At 65.7% G+C, this 18,661-nt stretch carries 16 protein-coding genes; 12 read left to right on the top strand and 4 right to left on the bottom strand.

The window, feature by feature from the left end; all coding sequences use genetic code 11:
• Window positions 1-19: 19 nt before the first annotated feature.
• Together C8271_RS10040 and C8271_RS10035 are read right to left on the bottom strand one after the other, a co-directional pair.
• Complete coding sequence (locus C8271_RS10040; protein WP_106507166.1) at window positions 20-301, bottom strand: acyl-CoA carboxylase epsilon subunit; 282 nt, start codon at window positions 299-301, stop codon at window positions 20-22.
• Window positions 298-1,887 (bottom strand): acyl-CoA carboxylase subunit beta, encoded by a 1,590-nt coding sequence (locus tag C8271_RS10035; RefSeq protein ID WP_106507165.1) that lies wholly within the window; start codon window positions 1,885-1,887, stop codon window positions 298-300. The genes C8271_RS10040 and C8271_RS10035 overlap by 4 nt, the downstream gene beginning before the upstream one ends.
• 164 nt (window positions 1,888-2,051) lie before the next feature.
• Here C8271_RS10035 and C8271_RS10030 point away from each other — a divergent pair, with 164 nt between their 5' ends.
• The 9 genes from C8271_RS10030 (at window position 2,052) to C8271_RS09990 (ending at window position 10,989) form a co-directional block, all read left to right on the top strand.
• Window positions 2,052-2,978 (top strand): biotin--[acetyl-CoA-carboxylase] ligase, encoded by a 927-nt coding sequence (locus C8271_RS10030; protein ID WP_170957857.1) that lies wholly within the window; start codon window positions 2,052-2,054, stop codon window positions 2,976-2,978.
• Window positions 2,938-4,191 carry an adenylate/guanylate cyclase domain-containing protein gene (locus C8271_RS10025; protein ID WP_245921091.1) on the top strand — a complete coding sequence of 418 codons (1,254 nt, stop codon included), beginning with the start codon at window positions 2,938-2,940 and terminating at the stop codon, window positions 4,189-4,191. The genes C8271_RS10030 and C8271_RS10025 overlap by 41 nt, the downstream gene beginning before the upstream one ends.
• Before the next feature lie 32 nt (window positions 4,192-4,223).
• The gene (locus C8271_RS10020) at window positions 4,224-4,919 is read left to right on the top strand and encodes a response regulator transcription factor (RefSeq protein ID WP_106507163.1); all 696 of its coding nucleotides are present in this window, start codon (window positions 4,224-4,226) and stop codon (window positions 4,917-4,919) included.
• 15 nt (window positions 4,920-4,934) lie between these two features.
• A complete protein-coding gene (locus tag C8271_RS10015) occupies window positions 4,935-6,284 on the top strand; it encodes an ATP-binding protein (protein WP_245921090.1) in 1,350 nt (449 codons plus the stop codon).
• A gap of 44 nt (window positions 6,285-6,328) precedes the next feature.
• Window positions 6,329-7,531, top strand: coding sequence for a 5-(carboxyamino)imidazole ribonucleotide synthase (locus tag C8271_RS10010; protein WP_106508015.1), 1,203 nt, complete (start codon window positions 6,329-6,331; stop codon window positions 7,529-7,531).
• Window positions 7,532-7,600: 69 nt separating this feature from the next.
• Window positions 7,601-8,125 carry a 5-(carboxyamino)imidazole ribonucleotide mutase gene (gene purE / locus C8271_RS10005; RefSeq protein WP_106507161.1) on the top strand — a complete coding sequence of 175 codons (525 nt, stop codon included), beginning with the start codon at window positions 7,601-7,603 and terminating at the stop codon, window positions 8,123-8,125.
• A 92-nt stretch (window positions 8,126-8,217) separates the two neighbouring features.
• Window positions 8,218-8,895, top strand: coding sequence for an acyltransferase (locus C8271_RS10000; protein ID WP_106507160.1), 678 nt, complete (start codon window positions 8,218-8,220; stop codon window positions 8,893-8,895).
• Entirely contained in the window at window positions 8,892-9,995 is a 1,104-nt protein-coding gene (locus C8271_RS09995; protein WP_106507159.1) for a DegT/DnrJ/EryC1/StrS family aminotransferase, read from the top strand. The genes C8271_RS10000 and C8271_RS09995 overlap by 4 nt, the downstream gene beginning before the upstream one ends.
• A gap of 1 nt (window position 9,996) precedes the next feature.
• Complete coding sequence (locus C8271_RS09990) at window positions 9,997-10,989, top strand: Gfo/Idh/MocA family protein (RefSeq protein WP_106507158.1); 993 nt, start codon at window positions 9,997-9,999, stop codon at window positions 10,987-10,989.
• A 30-nt stretch (window positions 10,990-11,019) separates the two neighbouring features.
• Here the strand turns inward: C8271_RS09990 and C8271_RS09985 are convergent, their stop codons facing one another.
• Window positions 11,020-12,147, bottom strand: coding sequence for a glycosyltransferase family 4 protein (locus C8271_RS09985; protein WP_170957856.1), 1,128 nt, complete (start codon window positions 12,145-12,147; stop codon window positions 11,020-11,022).
• Between the two features lie 118 nt (window positions 12,148-12,265).
• Between C8271_RS09985 and C8271_RS09980 the strand changes: the two genes are divergently transcribed.
• From C8271_RS09980 to C8271_RS09970, 3 genes are read left to right on the top strand one after another with little or no spacing between them, the layout of a single operon-like run.
• On the top strand, window positions 12,266-13,576 hold the full coding sequence (locus C8271_RS09980) for a lipopolysaccharide biosynthesis protein (RefSeq protein WP_106507156.1): 1,311 nt from the start codon (window positions 12,266-12,268) through the stop codon (window positions 13,574-13,576).
• Between the two features lie 34 nt (window positions 13,577-13,610).
• Window positions 13,611-15,188 carry a glycosyltransferase gene (locus tag C8271_RS09975; protein WP_170957855.1) on the top strand — a complete coding sequence of 526 codons (1,578 nt, stop codon included), beginning with the start codon at window positions 13,611-13,613 and terminating at the stop codon, window positions 15,186-15,188.
• A complete protein-coding gene (locus C8271_RS09970; protein ID WP_170957854.1) occupies window positions 15,188-17,323 on the top strand; it encodes a DUF6541 family protein in 2,136 nt (711 codons plus the stop codon). The genes C8271_RS09975 and C8271_RS09970 overlap by 1 nt, the downstream gene beginning before the upstream one ends.
• Before the next feature lie 6 nt (window positions 17,324-17,329).
• Here C8271_RS09970 and C8271_RS09965 read toward each other — a convergent pair whose 3' ends face one another.
• Entirely contained in the window at window positions 17,330-18,634 is a 1,305-nt protein-coding gene (locus tag C8271_RS09965) for a glycosyltransferase (protein ID WP_170957853.1), read from the bottom strand.
• Window positions 18,635-18,661 lie beyond the last annotated feature (27 nt).

Here is an 18,661-nt window from a genome sequence, read left to right as displayed (position 1 = left end):
GGGACCGAGGCGCGCCTGCTCAGCGGTCGGAGAACTGCCAGGCTCCGGGGCCTGGACGTGAGCGCAGTCCATGAGCCCGCGGGTGGCGCTGTGTGGGATCGCCCCAGCAGCTCGAGTCGTCGGCGGTGTTCTGTGCCAGTTCGCGCTCGTGGGCGAGTTCTCGAGAGGCCACGCTCACGGCCGCCACAGCAGCGGTGAGCGCAGCCAGTTCCGTTTCGCTCAGACGGCCACCGACCAGGCGCACATCGGGGCGGGGCTGCGGCGCCGGGGAGGCGGCGTCGTGGGATGCATGCGGGCTCACAGCGGAATGTTCCCGTGCTTCTTCGTGGGCAGCGTGTCACGCTTCGTGCGCAGCGCCCGCAGCGCCCGGGTGATCTCGCAGCGAGTCTGGGACGGCTGGATCACCCCGTCGATCCAGCCGCGCTCTGCAGCCGTGTACGGCGTGGCGAACTCCTCCTCGTACTCCTGCTGCAGGCGGGTGCGTTCGGCCTCGACGTCGCCGCCCTCTTCCGCGACCCGCTTGAGGTTCTGGCGGTGGAGGATATTCACCGCACCCTGTGCACCCATCACGGCGATCTGCGCGGTGGGCCAGGCGAGATTCACGTCGGCGCCAAGGTCCTTGGAGCCCATCACGATGTACGCGCCGCCGTACGCCTTGCGCGTGATCAGGGTGATCAGCGGAACCGTCGCCTCCGCGTAGGCGTACAGCAGTTTGGCGCCGCGCCGGATGATGCCCCCGAACTCCTGGTCGGTGCCGGGAAGGAAGCCGGGCACGTCCACAAAGGTCAGCACGGGCACATTGAAGGAGTCGCACAGGCGCACGAACCGCGCTGCCTTCTCCGAGGCATCGATGTCGAGTGTGCCGGCCAGGTGCGAGGGCTGGTTGGCGATGATGCCCACGCTGTGCCCCTCCACGCGGCCGAATCCGACCACGACATTGCGGGCGAACATTGGCTGCATCTCGAGAAACTCGCCCTCATCCAGTACTGCGCGGATCACGGTCAGCATGTCGTACGGCTGGTTGGGGGAGTCCGGGACGAGGGAGTCGAGCGCGCGATCCTCCGCAGTGGGCTCGTCCTCGACAGCGAGTGGGAACACCGGCGGGTTCGTCAGAGTGTTCGCCGGAAGGTAGGAAAGCAGATCTTTGACGTACTCGATGGCCTCAGACTCATCCGGGGCCATGTAGTGGGCCACGCCTGAACGCACCGAGTGGGTGCGGGCACCGCCCAACTCCTCGAAGCCGACGTCCTCACCGGTGACGGTGCGGATCACGTCGGGACCGGTGATGAACATGTGGGAGGTCTTCTCGACCATCACGATCGCATCGGTCAGCGCGGGGGAGTACACGGCGCCGCCCGCCGCCGGCCCCATGATCAACGAGATCTGCGGGATGACGCCGGAGGCGCGTGTGTTGCGGCGGAAGATCCCCGCGAACGAGGCGAGTGAGGCCACGCCTTCTTGGATGCGGGCGCCGCCCCCATCGAGGATGCCGATGATCGGTACCCCGGTGCGTAGGGCGAGGTCCTGGACCTTCTGGATCTTGCGTCCGTGGGCTTCACCCAGCGAACCACCGAAGACGGTGAAGTCCTGCGCATACACGCACACTTGGCGGCCGTCGATCGTGCCGTACCCGGTGACGATGCCATCGCCGTCCGGACGTTTGGCATCGATCCCGAAGGACCGTGCCTGGTGGCGCACATAGCGATCGGTCTCGGTGAAGGATCCCTCATCGAGCAGGTCGTGGATCCGCTCGCGCGCTGTCTTCTTCCCGCGGGCATGCTGCTTCTGGACTGCGACCGAGTCTGCGGCCGAGACAGCCTTTTCCTCGCGTTCGCGCAGGTCCTCCAGACGCTGTGCGGTGCTGAGCGGCCGGGGGGATGCGGTCACGGGGCCTCCTGGGAGCGGCGCCGCGGGTGCGCGGGATGCTCACCCGCAGGGTTCGGGAACACGGGGATACTACGCTACCCACCGCCGCGGGTCAGGGCCCGCGTTTTTCATCCTTCGTTTCTCATCCTTCGTTAATCCTGGAGCCGCCCCTCATGCAGCCACCGATGCATTCACCCTCCGGCTCTGCGGGGCCCGTGCTGCACCGCCGTGACCGTGTCGACGGATCCACGCAGGATGAGGCGCGGGACCTCGTGCGCTCCGGGGCGCCGACGCCTTTGGCGGTTCTCACGCGGGACCAGCGCGCCGGGCGCGGCAGACTGGGCCGCTCCTGGTCTGTCGCGCCGGGGGACGGGATCGCACTCACCCTCGCGCACTGCACGTCCGTCGGCCCTGAGCGCCGCAGCTGGTATCCGCTCGTGGCAGGTCTCGCTGTGCTCGAGACGATCGCGACTCTGATGCGTGACCAGGGAAGCCGTGCAGATCTTGGCGTGAAGTGGCCCAATGACATCGTGACGCGGGACGGCAGGAAGCTCGGCGGCATCCTCGTGGAGGCGGAGGGCCCCGATCACCTTCTGATCGGGGTGGGGATCAACCTGCGGCCGCCGGCCGTGCCCGTCGATGCCCTTGCACTGGAGCCAGCCTGGCTGCTCGGAGAGGGAGGACTGCTGGCCATGGGGCGCGAACGCGACGTCGATGCCCCCGAGGAATCCTTCGATGCACATTTAGCGGACTCGCTCGAGATGGCCGCTGCCGCGCTCGACTCGCGTGACGGTGACGCTGGCGAGACGCTGCGAGAGCGTTATGCTATGACGTGCCTCACAGTGGGGCAGCAGGTACGCGTGCTCCCATGGGGCCAATCACAGCTCGGTGGCACCACGGAGGCACCGCTCTGCGGCAGAGCTGTCGGCATCGATTCGCGCGGGCGACTGCTCGTGGACACAGGCGGCGCCGCTCCCGTGCCGATCGACATGGGAGATGTGCATCGCGTACGGCCCGACGATGCCCCACGGCGCTGGCAGAGCATCCGAATCGACGGCAGGAGGACCCAGCGTGACCCAGGGGTACGATCCGGTGGAGCGCTCCGACAGTGACGTTTCCCTCGACCCGGCCCCGGGGGCACGGCAGGAGGATGCCGCTGTCGATCCTGCGGACGTGTCGATGGTGTCCGATCGACAGCTCGGTGATGATCGCGTGGCCCGCACGGTGAGTACCCTGACCGGGGCACTGCCCGTCCTCACCGACGCCCCGCTTGATGAAGATGAGGTACGGCGGATTCACCAACGCTTCGCCTCTGCCCGCCGCAGCGTCGGCACCCTGGAGAAGGCGCTGCTGCAGGGCTCTCGCACCCACTCCCTGCGCGACCTCAGTGAACTGCAGGGCATTCCGGAACGGCTCGCCCGCGTGTACTGGCGTTCGCTCGGCTTCAGTCCCGTGGATGAGGACACGGTGGTGTTCACGGACGACGACGCGTTCGCGATCGGCGACCTCGCCGCCCTGGTCGAGGACGGTGTGCTCTCTGAACGCGCCTTCATCTCGATCACACGCGGGTTGGGCTATCACATGGGACGCCTGGCCATGTGGATCACCGAAGCGTTGGTCGATGAAGAGAAGACCGCGGCCGGGACGAATGACGCCGACGCTCGCCAAGCCATGCTCGATATGATCCCCGAGATTCTGGGCACCCTCGAGTCGCAGGTCATGTTCACTTTCCGTCGGCAGCTCGCATCGTATGCCGCGCGCGCCGGATCCGAGGTGCTCCACACCGACGTGGATGAGCGTTTCCCGCTGCTGCGCGCTGTGGGCTTCGCTGACCTCGTGCAGTTCACACGGCTCACCCAGAGCCTCGAGGGCGGCCAGCTCGCCGACGTGGTCGGTCGTTTTGAGGCCGTCAGCCGAGACGTCATCTCCGTAGGCGGCGGGCGTGTGGTCAAGACCGTCGGCGACGAGATTATGTTCCTCGCCGACACCCCGGAAGCGGGCGCGCAGATCGCACTGAGCCTCTCCGAAATCATCACCGCCGACCCGGACCTGCCGCCCGTGCGAGTCGGACTGTGCTGGGGGTCGATGTTCTCGCGTTACGGCGACGTGTTCGGCCCCACCGTGAATCTCGCGGCCCGCCTTCAGGCTGTTGCCCGCCCCGGTAGCGTCCTGATCGACCGGCACACCGCCGAGTGCGTGGCCGATGCTGTGCCGCGCGACTTCGTGATGGACCAGGTCCGCGCGGTCGACCTTCAGGGCATCGGCGAGGTCGAGGCGATCACCCTTGAGCGCGGCAGGTCGTCATCGCTGAGCATCGGCCTGTGAGCTTGGCACGACGCGACACGTAGGATGGGCCCGTGACTCGTTTGCTTCTCGTCGAGGACGATTCAGCCATTGCGGAACCGCTCTCCCGTGCACTGGACCGGGAGGGGTACACCGTGACGCGCGCGAGCCGCGGCATGGACGCGCTCGCCATCGCCGCCGGTCCCGAGGGCGTGGACGTCGTGATCCTTGACCTCGGTTTGCCGGACATCGACGGCCTGGAGGTCGCCCGTCGCCTGCGCAAGGGAGGGCTCGAATCCCCGATCCTCGTGCTGACCGCGCGCGCCGACGAGGTCGACGCCGTGGTGGGGCTGGACGCCGGGGCCGACGACTATGTCACCAAGCCGTTCCGACTCGGGGAGCTGCAGGCACGCATCCGGGCTCTGCTGCGGCGCACGCAAGTTGTCGAAGAATCCTCCGACACCCTCGACGTTCACGGCGTGTCTCTGGATGTCGCCGCCCGCCGCGCCTATGTCGACGGTGAGGAGCTGAACCTCTCCGCCAAGGAGTATGACCTGCTCACCGTGCTCGTGCGCGAAGCAGGCAGCGTGGTCACTCGCGATGACCTCATGCGCGAGGTGTGGGGCGCTGAATGGTGGGGCTCCACGAAGACCCTCGACATGCATATCTCCTGGCTGCGTCGCAAGCTGGGTGATGACGCCACCAGCCCGCGCCGGATCACCACGGTGCGCGGAGTCGGCTTCCGCTTCGAGACCGGCGCCGAGAGCTGACCAGTGCGGCAGCGGGTGCTGCAGGCCACCATCATCACGGTGGTGCTGGCCGTGATCATGCTGGGCATCCCCTTGGGCGGCTCCTGGCTGAACCTCTCCCGGCAGCAGCTCAGCGCCGACGCCGCCGCGGTCCTCGAAGAGGTCCGGATCGCCACCGATACACGGCTGGCAGAGGGAAGACCTCTCGACGAAGCGCTGCTGCAGCAATACGTCGACGCCCAGCCCGACCTGTTCCTCACGATCTCCGTGACCGTGGACGGCACCGCCATCACCGCCGGTGACCCGCCTGGAGACAACCCGCTGCACGTCAACTCCAACGGTGCTTACGGCCAGCTGATCAACGTGTACATTCCGCAATCGGATGTGCGAACCCACACGGCGAGCGCCTGGGTTCTGATCGCCGTGGCGAGTCTTGCCGCGATCTCCGTGGGCGTCTCCGTGGCGCTCTGGCAGGCGCAACGCATCGCGATGCCACTGGCACGGCTCAACCGCCGCGCCGAAGAACTCGGATCAGGCCGCGCCCGCGGCCCCTGGACCCCTTCCGGCATCGCCGAGATCGACGATGTGGCCGAAGAGCTTTCACGCTCCGGCGCCCTGCTCACCGAGCGCCTCGAAGCCGAGAGCCGTCTCGCCTCCGACGCCTCCCACCAGCTGCGCACTCCGCTCACAGCGCTGTCGATGCGACTGGATGAAATCCTCGCGACCAGCTCGGAGGAGTGGGTGCGGGACGAGGCACGCATCTCGCTCGAGCAGATCGACCGCCTCACCGAGGTCGTGCACGACCTCATCAACGCCCCGCGCTCCTCGCACCGCCGCACACCCGGCGTGGTCGAGCTGCGCACCATCCTGACCCAGCAGAGCGAAGAGTGGTCCCCCGCTTTCCGCAACGCCCGCCGTGAACTGCGGATCCAGGTGCCGCGCACGGCCACCGTCTGGGGGTCCGTCGGCCCTCTCACACAGGTGCTCGCCACCCTCATCGAGAACTCCCTCGCCCACGGCGGCGGACGCACGACTGTGAAGGTCCGCCGCAGCGACCGCTCCACAGTTATCGAGGTCACCGACGAAGGCGAGGGCGTGGACCCCGCGCTCGGCAACCGCATCTTTGAACGGGCCGTCTCCGGCGGTTCATCCACCGGTGTCGGTCTGGCGCTCGCGCGCACCCTCGTCGAGGATGACGGTGGCCGCCTCGAGCTGCTGACCGAGAAACCCGCCACCTTCGGCGTCTTCCTGATCTCCGCCCCCGGCGAAGAAGACATCGACGACGAGACAGAGCCGCAGGACGAGGCCCAGGACCTCTCCCAGCTACCGCAGGGTGCCGTGGTGCGCCGTTCCCGGCGCGGCGCACGTGCCCGGCGGTCCGCATGAGCCGTCCCGGCGTCGTTGCGATCGCCGATGGCGGGCGGCCTACGATGGGCACCGTGACCGAGCCGCGCACGTCAACCCCCATGAACCCGCCTACCCGCCGGATCGGCGTCGTCGGCGGCGGACAGCTGGCCCGCATGCTGATCGGCCCCGCTATCGAACTCGATCTGGACCTCACCGTCCTCGCTACCAGCCCCGATGAATCCGCCGCACGGGTCGCCGGCAGCACCCGGATCGGCCGCCACGATGACGATGCGGCAGTGCGCGCACTTGCCGAGGCCGTCGACGTCATCACCTTCGACCACGAGCACGTGCCCGGGCCGATCCTGCGCGGCGTCCTCGGCACTGGCGCCGCCGCGGTGCGCCCAGGTCCGGACGCCCTCGCCCATGCCCAGGACAAGCTGCACATGCGTGAGCGCCTCACCGCGCTGGATCACCCCTGTCCGCGCTGGTGGCGACTGACGGGACCGGACGACCTCGAGGCTGCGCTCGCCGAGATGGGTGGACGCCTTGTGGTGAAAACTCCCCGCGGTGGCTACGACGGCCATGGCGTGCGCATCGTCACCGACGCAGCCCAGGTCTCGGACTGGTTCGCCGGTGGCGAGCTGCTCGCCGAGGAACTCGTTGACTTCCGTCGCGAGCTCTCCGCCCAGGTGGCCCGTCGGCCCGGGGGAGAGACCGTGGCCTATCCAGTGGTTGAGTCCCGGCAGCGAGATGGCGTCTGCTACGAGGTGATCGCCCCCGCACCGGGCCTCGACGCATCACGCCAGCAGCAGATCCAGGACCTCGCCCGCCGCATTGCCGACGACCTCGACGTAGTCGGCATGCTCGCCGTAGAACTGTTCGAGACCGCCGATGGACGCGTGCTCGTCAATGAGCTTGCCATGCGCCCCCACAACACCGGCCACTGGTCCATGGATGGGGCCGTCACCAGCCAATTCGAGCAGCACCTGCGGGCAGTCGCTGACCTGCCGCTCGGGGAGACGACCCCCACCGCGCCCGTTGTGGTGATGGTGAACCTGCTCGGCGGGCATGCGCAGGACCTGCACGCCGGTGCCGCCGCGGCGCTCGCCGTCGATCCCGAGCTGAAGCTCCACCTGTACGGCAAGTCCGTGCGGCCTGGCCGCAAACTCGGCCACGTCACCCTGTGCGGCGATAACGCCGCGTCGCTGCTCGAGCGCGCCCACCGCGCCGAGACGCTCATCATCGACGGACCGGACGCCGCCACGGCCGACGTGGCATGCACGTGATCCTGCCGATCCGTCGCTGCACCGTCGGCCCCACACATATCCGTAGCAATCCTCGTCACAGGAGTGACCATGACGCAGAACGACCACACCCCGCTTGTTGGCATCGTGATGGGATCCGACTCCGACTGGCCGGTGATGGAAGCAGCGGCCGACGCGCTCGCCGAATTCGACGTGGCCGTCGAAGTCGACGTCGTCTCCGCCCACCGCATGCCTGAGGACATGGTGGCCTGGGGCCGCAGTGCCGCAGAGCGCGGGCTGCGCGTCGTGATCGCCGGGGCCGGCGGCGCCGCGCACCTGCCCGGCATGCTCGCCTCCCTCACCCCACTGCCGGTGATCGGTGTACCAGTGCCGCTGCGCCACCTGGACGGTATGGACTCCCTGCTGTCCATCGTGCAGATGCCCGCCGGCGTGCCGGTGGCCACCGTGTCCATCGGCGGGGCTCGCAATGCTGGTCTCCTGGCCGCTCGGATCCTGGGCGCCGGCACGGATGACGTCGCGCAGCGCTTGCGAGCTCAGATGGTCGAGTTCCAGCAGGACCTGCGGCGCAGCGCCTACGCGAAGGGTGAGGCGCTGCGCGGACGGCTGAGCAGCTGAATGCTCGCGCTCCGGATCGACGACGCGGCAGACGCGCTCCGACAGGCGAAGCGTCCCGAGAATCGAGGTATGGGCGCGGTAGGCTCACGGCTATGAGTTCACCCTCGAACTACCGGGTCGCCCCCGGCGCGGACGTCGACGAGCGCGCACGAATCGGGGAGGGCAGCTCCATCTGGCACCTCGCCCAGATCCGCGAGGACGCCGAGCTTGGCGAGCATTGCGTGGTGGGCCGCGGCGCCTACATCGGCACCGGCGTGCGCATGGGCGATGGATGCAAGGTCCAGAACTACGCCCTGGTGTACGAACCAGCGGTTCTTGAAGCCGGTGTCTTCGTCGGCCCCGCCGCCGTATTCACCAACGACCACTTCCCCCGCGCCGTCAACCCCGATCTGTCCCCGAAATCGGCGACGGATTGGGAGCCGGTGGGCGTGACCTGCCGCGAAGGCGCCTCCATCGGGGCGCGCGCCGTGTGCGTCGCGCCCGTCACGATCGGCGCCTGGGCCATGGTCGCCGCCGGCGCGACCGTGGTGAAGGACGTGCCCCCGCATGCGCTGGTCGCCGGTGTTCCCGCCCGGCGAATCGCCTGGGTGGGCCGCTCCGGTGAGCCCCTGCAGCCAGCCTCCGACGGCACTGATGCGTGGGTGTGCCCCGTCACGGGCGAGTGGTACATCCCTGACGAGACCACAGGCGGGCTCCAGCTCGCCTCCGACCCTGCTGCCGAGGCGGCCGCCCCGGCGAAGGACGACACGAAGGACGGACACGACTCATGACCCCCGCTCTGATCCCCGCCGCGAAGCCGATCATCGGCCAGGAAGAGAGGGACGCGGTTGACCGCGTGCTTGCCTCCGGAATGGTCGCTCAGGGCCCGGAGGTGAAGGCCTTCGAGCAGGAATTCGCTGCACACATGGTGGCCGGCCGTGAATGCGTGGCCACGAACTCGGGAACCTCTTCGCAGCATCTGGGCATGCTGGCTCTGGGTCTGAAGCCCGGTGACGAGGTGATCGTTCCCTCGTTCACGTTCGCGGCGACCGCGAACTCTGTGGCTGCCAGCGGCGGCGTGCCCGTGTTCGTCGATATTGATCCGGACACGTTCTGCCTGGATCCGGCCGCAGTGCGGGCTGCGATCACAGAGCGCACCGTCGGCATCCAGCCGGTGCACCTGTACGGGCACCCAGCCGCGATGCCCGAGATCGTCGAGATCGCGAAGGAACACGGCCTGTGGGTCTTCGAGGACGCTGCACAGGCCCATGGCGCCACCCTGAACGGCCAGCAGGTGGGCACCTTCGGCGACGGCGCGATGTTCTCGCTGTACCCGACGAAGAACATGACCTCCGGTGAGGGTGGCATGACCGCGTGCGCGACGTCGGAGATGGCCCGCGTGGTGCGCCTGTACCGCAACCAGGGCATGGAGAAGCAGTACGCCAATGAGGTGGTGGGCTTCAACAATCGCATGACCGACATTCACGCGGCGATCGGCCGGGTGCAGCTGACCAAGGTCGATGCGTGGACGGAGCGTCGTCGCGAGATCGCCGCCCGTTTCGATACCGAACTCGAGGGTGTTGTGGTTCCGGTGGTACGGGAAGGCGCCTCTCACGTGTACCACCAGTACACGATCCGAGTAGCTGGTGCGACAGGCGAGGAGCGGGATCGATTCCGCGACGCCCTGCGCGAGGAGCACCAGGTCGGAGCAGGCGTCTACTACCCGACTCCGGTGCATCGACTCCCGTCCTACGGGATGGAGATCGATCTGCCGGTCACCGAAACGGTCGCGGCCGAAGTGATCTCGCTCCCGGTGCACCCGAGCTTGTCCGATGACGATGTCGACCGCGTGATCACCGCGGTGAATGCTGTGGCGAAGGCAGGTGCGTGAGATGACGGCGACACTGCGTGCGGGCCTGATCGGCCTGGGGATGATGGGGCGTCACCATGCCCGCAACCTCAAATCACTGGACGGCGTCGAGCTGGTGGCTGTGGCGGATCCGGGCGGCGACCCGCACGGTGCCGCTGCCGGCTACGACATCCTGCCCGACGCTGAGGCGTTGGTGAAGGCTGGCATCGACTATGCCGTGGTCGCGGTCCCCACCGCCCTGCATAAGGACGTTGCACTCACCTTCGCGCAGGCTGGCGTGCATTGCCTGGTGGAGAAGCCGCTGGCGTTCGACGTCGCTGAGGCGGAAGAGATCGCGCTCGCCTTCGAGTCCGCGGGGCTTGTGGGCGCAGTGGGATACATCGAGCGGTACAACCCGGCGTTGCAGGAGATGCGTCAGCGGATCGCCGACGGACAGCTGGGGGAGATCTACCAGATCGCAACGCGCCGCCAAGGCGGCTTCCCCGCACGGATCGCCGACGTGGGTGTGACCAAGGATCTTGCTACCCACGATATCGACCTGACCGCATGGGTGGCGCAGTCGGACTTCAAGTCGGTGGCCGCCACGACGACTCGCCGCTCGGGCCGAGACGATGAAGACATGGTCTCCATCGCAGGTCGACTCCGCAACGGCGCGATCACCGGGCACCTGGTCAACTGGCTGTCGCCGTTCAAGGAGCGCGTCACCGTGGTCACGGGGGAGAAGGGCGCTCTCGTGGGCGACACCGTGAACGCGGACCTCACCTTCTACCAGAACGGGCAGAACCCCACCAACGTCTGGGAATCGATGGCGTCCTTCCGTGGCGTGTCCGAGGGGGACGTCACCCGGTACGCGCTCACCCGCAAGGAGCCTCTGAAGACCGAGCATGAAGCGTTCCGCAATGCGCTGCATGGAGATTCGTCGAACATCGTCACCATGCGCGAGGGGCTTAATACGGTGCGGACCGTCGAAGCGGTGCTGGAGAGCGCGCGGGACGGGCGTGTGGTCTCGCTCTGAGACGTCCGCCCGCATTGGCATCCCGCATGATCACGCGGTGCCGAGCACTTCGTCATAGATCTGGACGAGGCGCTCGGCGCCGACATGCACACTGCGCTGCGTCACAACGAAATTGCGTGCTGCACGCGCCACCTGCTCGCGCATCCGCGAGGAGTCGGGGAGCCAGGCGTGCAGGGCGCGGGCCAGTTCCACCGGGGTGGGATCAGGGGATGTAACCGTGCCGGTCACGCCGTCCTGCAGCATCTCCTGCTTCCCATCCCCACCCGTGACGACGACCGGAACACCACAAGCCTGTGCCTCGAGCAGCACAAGCCCGGCTGCTTCTGCTCGGGATGGCAAGACGAGCAGATCCGCTGACCGCAGCGCCTCGAGCACTCGCGATCGGTCCACTTGCCCGTGGAATGTGATGTGCGGGGTATCCGACGCGAGCCGGCTCAGTGCGGAACGCAGTGGGCCATCGCCGATGATGTGGAGCTCGTGGTCGACATCATGCATGAGCTGTTGCGAGGCACGAATGGCGAGATCGATCCGCTTACGCGGGATCAACGCGCTGAGGACGTAGATCGCCGGCGGACGGTCCATACGGATGGGCGATGGTGTGAAAACGTCGGTATCGATGCCCTGGTAGTGGACCAGAGTGCGATCAGCAGGTGCGCCAGCGGCTAGTGCGGTCCTGCGCAGGTGTTCGCTCACCGCGAGTATGCGATCCGAGCGTGAGAACGCGAGCCGTGCCTGCTGACGGTGCACCCTCTGCAGGCCCTGCGGATGGGGCAGCGCCGCGGTGACGGCATCGGTGCCATGAAAGGTGGTGATCATCGGGATTCGCAGGATGCGTGCTGCTGCTGCAGCACCGGCGGTCCACACGCCATGATGCTGATGGATAAGGTCGGGTCGCTCGCGGATGACGTGTCGTGCCTGGAGCGGCATCGCCGCCGAGGCGATCCGCGAGCGCTGCGAGAATGATCCGAGATTCGGCAGCGCTGGGATGATCGGGATCCGCGTCGCCCCCTTGGTGACGTGGGAGGCCAGGGGATGCACGCGGAACATCCAGGCTGCACCAGGTCGAAGCAAGTGCTCGGCGTGCTCCGTGACGAAATAGGTGGGCGGGATCGCCAGCAGTGGGGTGGTTACTGCGATCCGACGAGGATGATGGGCCATCCTGTCTCCTCTCTCCAGAGCGCTCAAAGGCGACATGCCTCTCGATGGCGTCCCTGTCTCGGGAACCCCGTACTACTATGTCAGGCGCATACGGACCGCCGGGAAGGAACGCATCACCATGGCTCGACCCGGGGGAGCCTCAGGGCGGTTCGCACGCCTGGTTCAGAAGTACCCAACTCTGCGGCACATCCTGGTGCTGGTGTCAGGAACGGCGATCGCGCAGATCGTCGCATTTGCGGCAAGCCTCATCACGGCTCGCCTGTTCACCCCAGAGGTTTTCGGGCAGTTCGCCATCTATGGATCGCTCACGGCGATCGCGATCACCGTGGCCTCCCTCCGCCTTGACATGACGATCATGTTGCCTGAGCGCGATGACGATGCCCGCCGGATCGCGAGCATCGCAACGATCTCGAATATCGCAGTCGCCGCAAGCGCGTCACTGTTGGCACTGCTGCTTCACGACGTGGTGCTTCGGATCTACGACAGTGCTGCTCTGGCTACCTGGCTTCCGCTCGCCGGATTGACCATTTTCTTCGTGGCACAGGTCAATGTGCTGCAGTACTGGTTCAACCGCAAAACTGACTACCGGACGATCTCTGTGAATCGCGTGCAGCAGATGATCGGCTCAGCTGGCGGACAGGTGCTGTTCGGAGCGCTCGGCATGCGCTCCCTCCTTGGATTGCAGCTGGGTACGCTGCTCGGCCAGGCCTTCGCGTTCGTGAATTTGCGGCGCAAGTCCCGAGACTTGATGCACGAGGTGTCCGAGGAGACACCCTCGCGCAGGGAACTGGTCCGCCGGTATCGCAAGATGCCTCTGCTGAACCTGCCCAATGCGCTCATTGACGGTATCCGGCTCAATGGCATCCCGCTGCTCATCGGATTGGTGGCGCTCGGTGCCGTGGGGCAGTTCAATATGGCCTGGCGGATCCTGCAGGCGCCCATCGGGCTCATCAACAGCGCGATCTCTCAGGTCTTCTTCCAGAAGCTCGCTCGGGTCCAGCCCGGTGATATGTATCGACTGGTCCGGGCTACGATGATTCGATCGTTGCTCATCGCTACAGTGCCGTTTGGACTGATCTATCTCACCGCCCCCTGGCTGTTCCTGCTGCTGCTGGGCCCACAGTGGGACATGGCTGGAGACATCGCCCGTGCCCTGACGCCGTGGCTCGCGATGCAGCTGGTCACCTCACCGATCTCCACAGTGTTCGTCGTGACAGAGAATCAGGGGTGGCTGCTAGTCTTCTCTGTTTTCTTCGCAGGCATCCCACTGGGGTTGCTGTACTTCGCGCCATGGCCACTGCTGACGACGCTCACCGTCCTCGGCTTTGCTATGGCGCTCATGCTGGTGATCCTGTTGGGCATGGCACTGGCAGCCGCACGCAGATTCGATACTCGCCCGCGAGAATGTGAGGTCGATAATGACCAGTGAAGCCTTCCCGAGAGATCAGCACAGGAGTGAGCCGATGAGGATCCTCGAGATCGCCGAGTCTCTATCACACGCGGCCCAGTCTCTCCGTTGCGCGACCGGATCCTGTGACTGCGCCGTTGACGTGTTGGACGCGGTTCACGTCGAACAGAGGCTGTTCAGTTCGGCTCAAGTGCGACGCCGCAATATCGCCGCGGCCGCAACGCGCGCAGTGCGCTCGCGCCAGATGGAACGTCCGGACGTGATCCTGTCGTGGGACGTGGACGGGGCGCTGACCGGTCACGCCTTGGCGGTTGCATCCGGCGTTGCTCACGTTGCAATTGTGGGACCGAAGGTAGCTTCCCACTGCTCAGACCCGCTTGTTCGACGAGCTCTGCAGGACGCTACAGAGCTTGCAGCGCATGATGTGGAGACAGCAGATCAGATTCGTCGCTGTGTGACAGGCATTGACTTAGAGGTTGTCAATCCCGAGCAGACTGAACGGGTAATGGAGCTGTGCTCGCGCGCCCTTCGCCGTGTCCAGCACGGTCGAGTTGTCTTCCATAGCCCATATCCCCTGGACTCTGAGCCGGCGAGCGCAAGCAGGGAGCGTCCGAACCAGATGCTTCGTGCGCTGCGGAACATCGGGTACGAGGTGCTGCGAATCACCGGAAATCCGCCGGATCGGAGCCTTGCCTTCGCTGACCTCCGTGATCGAGTGCGCGGGCGGCAGCAGATCGCCTTCGTCTATTCAGAGAACTCGACACAGCCCAATGCGCTTGCCACGAGCGTGCGCACCGGAATCGCGGTGTTTCTCGAGGGCCGGATCTTTGCGTATTGTCGACGGCACGGAGTCCCCGTTGGGCAGTTCTACCGCGATGTGTATTGGCGATTTCCGGAGAAGCAGCGGAGCGTACCTCCACTGCGTCGAACTCTCATGCAGCTTCTCTACCGGGTGGATCTGGCTGTTCTTGATCGGTGCGGCGCCCATGTTTTCGTCCCATCGTTGCCGATGGTTCCGATCATTCCTTTCGATCCGCAGCGGTGTACTGCGCTTCCTCCAGGAGCCGCCCTCCGCGATGCAGCGACTCCCCACCAAGGGTTCCATGCACTCTATGTTGGTGGGGTCGGACCCGGACACGAGATCGACGAGCTACTGCGTGCCGTTGCCCAGGTGGAGGCGATGACGCTGACTCTGGTGGTTCCCCAACAGGCGTGGGAGCGCCATGGCGAGCAGCTCCGGCCGTTGCTGAATGATCGTGTGAACGTTGTGCACGCTACGGCGTCTCAGCTGGGTCCGCACTACGATCGCGCATCACTGTGCCTGCTGACGGTCCAGCCGAACGAATACAGGCGCTTTGCAGTACCAATGAAGCTCTATGAGTACCTGGGGTATGGCAAACCCGTGCTCGCCTCGAGCCAGACCCTCGCCGGGGAGATTGTTGAGGATCTTGGTGTGGGTTGCTCTGTGCCCTATAGCAGCGAGGTGATAGCCGCAACCTTGACACGCCTGATCGAACATCCGGAAGAGCTGGCGGGTTTGACTCAGCACGCCCGGACGGTGCGAGAAGACCAGACATGGGTGAGTCGGGCACGGACTGTCGCAGCCAGCCTAGCCTCGAGTGTGTCCACGTGATGGCCATCCAACTTCTCGTTTCCTGGTGCTCCGTGATCCCGATCGCGGTTGCACAGCTGGCTGTGCTTTATGCGCCAGGGAGCATCATGCTGTTGATTCTGCGCTGCCGGGCCACGGTCACGCTGGCGGGTGGGCCGCTTCTGTCCTCGTTGATGCTGGGGTTGTTGGGTGTGCTTCTCCGATCGATCGGGATTGCCTTCAGCCCTGTGGCGTTCGCCGCGGCAACTGGCCTGATCTGGCTCGTAGCCGCTGCTCTTCGCTGGATTGTTTTCGCACGTCACGGCGTAGAGGGCGCAGATGAGGGAGCACGATTCCGCGCGTCGCCCCGGCATGGACACCCCGCTGCGGCGACGGCGGCGGCCGTCTTCGTGGCAGTGGGCGCCTTGCTGCTGCCCATGATGCTGGTGATCGATCCTCTTATGCCCAGTCCGCGAGTCGATCCCATGTACCACTACAACGTACTTAACGCGATCGAGGAGACGGGCACGCTGTCGATGTTCGCAGCGGTCGACTTCAACTATGGATTACGCGTAGGGCATGTGACGTACCCGACCGTCTGGCACGGCGTCGCGGCCCTGACAATGCCCTGGTTTGGGATTGTTTCCTCAGCGAACACGTTGGCTTTCGTCGTCACACCAGTCGTGTTCGCCGTGAACATTGCACTGCTTGCGCGCTCCGTTTTTCGTCGTGCCTCGGTGGCCGCCCTCGCCGGGGCAGGCGCTGCGTGTATGTTCCCAGCATTTCCGGGCGGGCTTGTGATCGTACGTGCGTTCTGGCCGAATGCACTCGCCCTGGCGATGCTCCCTGCCGCGATTGTGCTCCTTATCGTTTTTCTCCGACGCGCTCGGTGGGCTTACGTGCGGCGAAACCCGGCGGTGTTCGCTGTGGATATTGCAATTGTGGGGGCAGCCTTGCTCGGGCTTGGTGTGACCCACCCCTCGGTGCTATTCAACGCTGGGTTCATTGCGCTCCCGCTCCTGCTGTCCAGCGCACGCAGAGCGCACCGGGTGCTTCGTCGTTCACTATCTCGGCGCGGTTACGTGGTCATTCTGGCGGCCACCATGGCCGCCGCAGCCCTGGCCTTCACACTGATGCTGATTCCGCCGCGCGTGCGCTCCTATCTGATGCGGCCCGGTAGCCAGACATGGGACGACCTTGGGCTCAAGGTGACGAGTCTGCTTGCGAACTGGCCGACGGACGTGAGCAGACCCACCGGATTGGGGGCCGCGCTGGTCGTGATTCCTCTGGTGATGCTCGGCCTGGTTCTCCTCGCACGCAGGCGCAATCATCGGTGGATTGTCGGAGCCTGGTTCGTCCAGGCTGCGCTGATAGCGGGCTCCTATGTCCCGTTGCCTGTGCTCAGCGGCCTCAGTGGCTTGTGGTATAGCGACACGTACCGACTGCTTGCGGTTCAGGCCGTCGTACTACCGCTTGCTGTCGGTGCGGTCGCAGAGAGGTTTTTCGCTCCGGGCGCACGTGTGTCGCTGTGCGGCCGGGATCTGGGGAATCGAACGGTTCGACTTATCGCTGTTGGCGCGGCGGCAAGCATGATCGCTTCGACCCTTGGTACGGCGTACATCACGCTCGGTGTTGCGCGCCCCGTTGGTGCGTTGGAGTCCTCCCCGCAGCCGGTCGCTGACGAGCAGGAGATGGCGTTCATAAGGCGCATGGGTGACGGCTTGCCGGAAGGATCCGTGGTGATAGGAGACCCTGCCTCGGGTGTCGCGTACCTGCCGCTGGAATCCGATGTCGAGTCAGTCTTCACGCAGGTGAACATGCGTGATGTCGACCGGGACGGAGCGTTCCTGGCCGAGAACTTCGATCGTCTCCGGACCGACCCCCGGGTATGCATCCTTCTGCGCTATTACGGCATCCAGTACTTCTACGAAGATGCATCGATGAACTACAACTACATTGATCGGCGTCAGGCGACTCCGGGTTTTTATGATGTCGACACATCGAGAGGATTCCACCTTGTCGCTCGCGAAGGCGACGCTGCGCTGTGGAGGATCGATGCCTGCGGCCCGATACAACGCCCCCAGGACTGGTGGGATCGAGAACGCCGGAAACAGCCTCTCTTCGATGAGATCGAGTTCATCAACTGGCTTCCGGGGCCGGTGCCGAGCCGGGAGTGATGGGTGTCAGTGTGGCCCCGAACCGGTGAGGAACTCCATGTATTCGCGTCGCAGCCGGCCCGGGTTCCGATCTGCGCGCACCCATTGCTCACGGGCATCCGCTTCGGTGGCATGCCTATGTTGATCACACAACAAGCGAATCTGTGCTGCAGCTTCTTGAGGCGTCGTCACAGTCCAGTGGGCTGGGTACACGCTCGCAGCTCCGCCCCAAGGACGGTTCTCCGGCCAATCCCTCACGATGGGGATACACCCAGCGGCGGCGGCTTCCGCTACCGACTCGTGCGTCCCTTCGTTGCGCGAGGCAGACACCAGGAATCCAGCACCGCCTAGCAAGTCGGGCACGTCGCGTCGGTACCCGAGTATCGTCACAGCGTCGCCTACGGCATCGATCCGGCGCTGAACGTGCTCGGTCCAGTCTCTGGATCGTGAACCAGGAGATCGGTCCAGGTCGTGTCCGATCAATGTGAGATGGAATCGCTGGTCAGTGCGGCGGAGCTCATCCAGGATATCGAGGGTGAATAGGACGTCCTTCACGCGCGGTGCCCAGCCCACCTGAAGAAGTTCGTACAGGTCACGGTTCGTTTGGTTCCTGGGCCGGGCGGGAAGCGAATGGATATTCTGCACAGTCCTCAATCGTCCTGCTTGTGCAAGGCGCGGCGACGCTGATTCCATGAAAGTGCGTACGTGTGGCGCTACGAAAGCGATCTCGTCGAATGCGGCGCTGCGCGCAAGAAGTGGATATGGCGTGGTCATCTCGAATCGGTGAACTCGTGCGACCCTGCGCACTCGAAACGGTGCGAGATCCAGCATGCTGAACCAGGTCAGCGGGTATGTTCCCCATTCGAGGTACACGGTGTCCGCCCACGTCAACGCGTCGACGAGTTGTGTGGGCACTGGCTGGAGACGACCATGGCGCCAGAAATCGGTGCGTGCCTTCATGGCGAGGGCGTGCGTGGGGCGAACCCCCAGCGGCAACCGAGACAGGTCCACCACGCGGAACTCGACGTTCTCGTGTGTGCTGAGGTCATCCATGACTCGGTGGACAAAAGTCCACGAGGAATGGCTGAGGACGAGCACGCGCAGAGGGCGTTCCGGGCGCTCCGTCGGCTCAGCGGAAGCGCGGTGCTCGTCAGGGTCGGGGGCGAAGAGTAGGAATCTGCCAGCGGTTGAGGCCCGGAACGGTGCGAGGAAACGTTCCTGGTCGAGCATCAACACAGAGCCGTCAGGCCCAGTGTGAACGGAGGGGTGGTACGCGATGCGCAGTGCACGATCAGCAAGGGAGAACGCCTGTCGGTGACGTTTGCATGCCACAGCGTGGTCTGCTGCCTGCAGCAATCG

The sequence above is a fragment of the Brachybacterium timonense genome (genome assembly GCF_900258505.1).
Classification (GTDB): Bacteria; Actinomycetota; Actinomycetes; order Actinomycetales; family Dermabacteraceae; genus Brachybacterium; species Brachybacterium timonense.
Note: the sequence above shows the minus strand (reverse complement) of the source record. Positions and strands in the feature narration are given on the sequence as shown.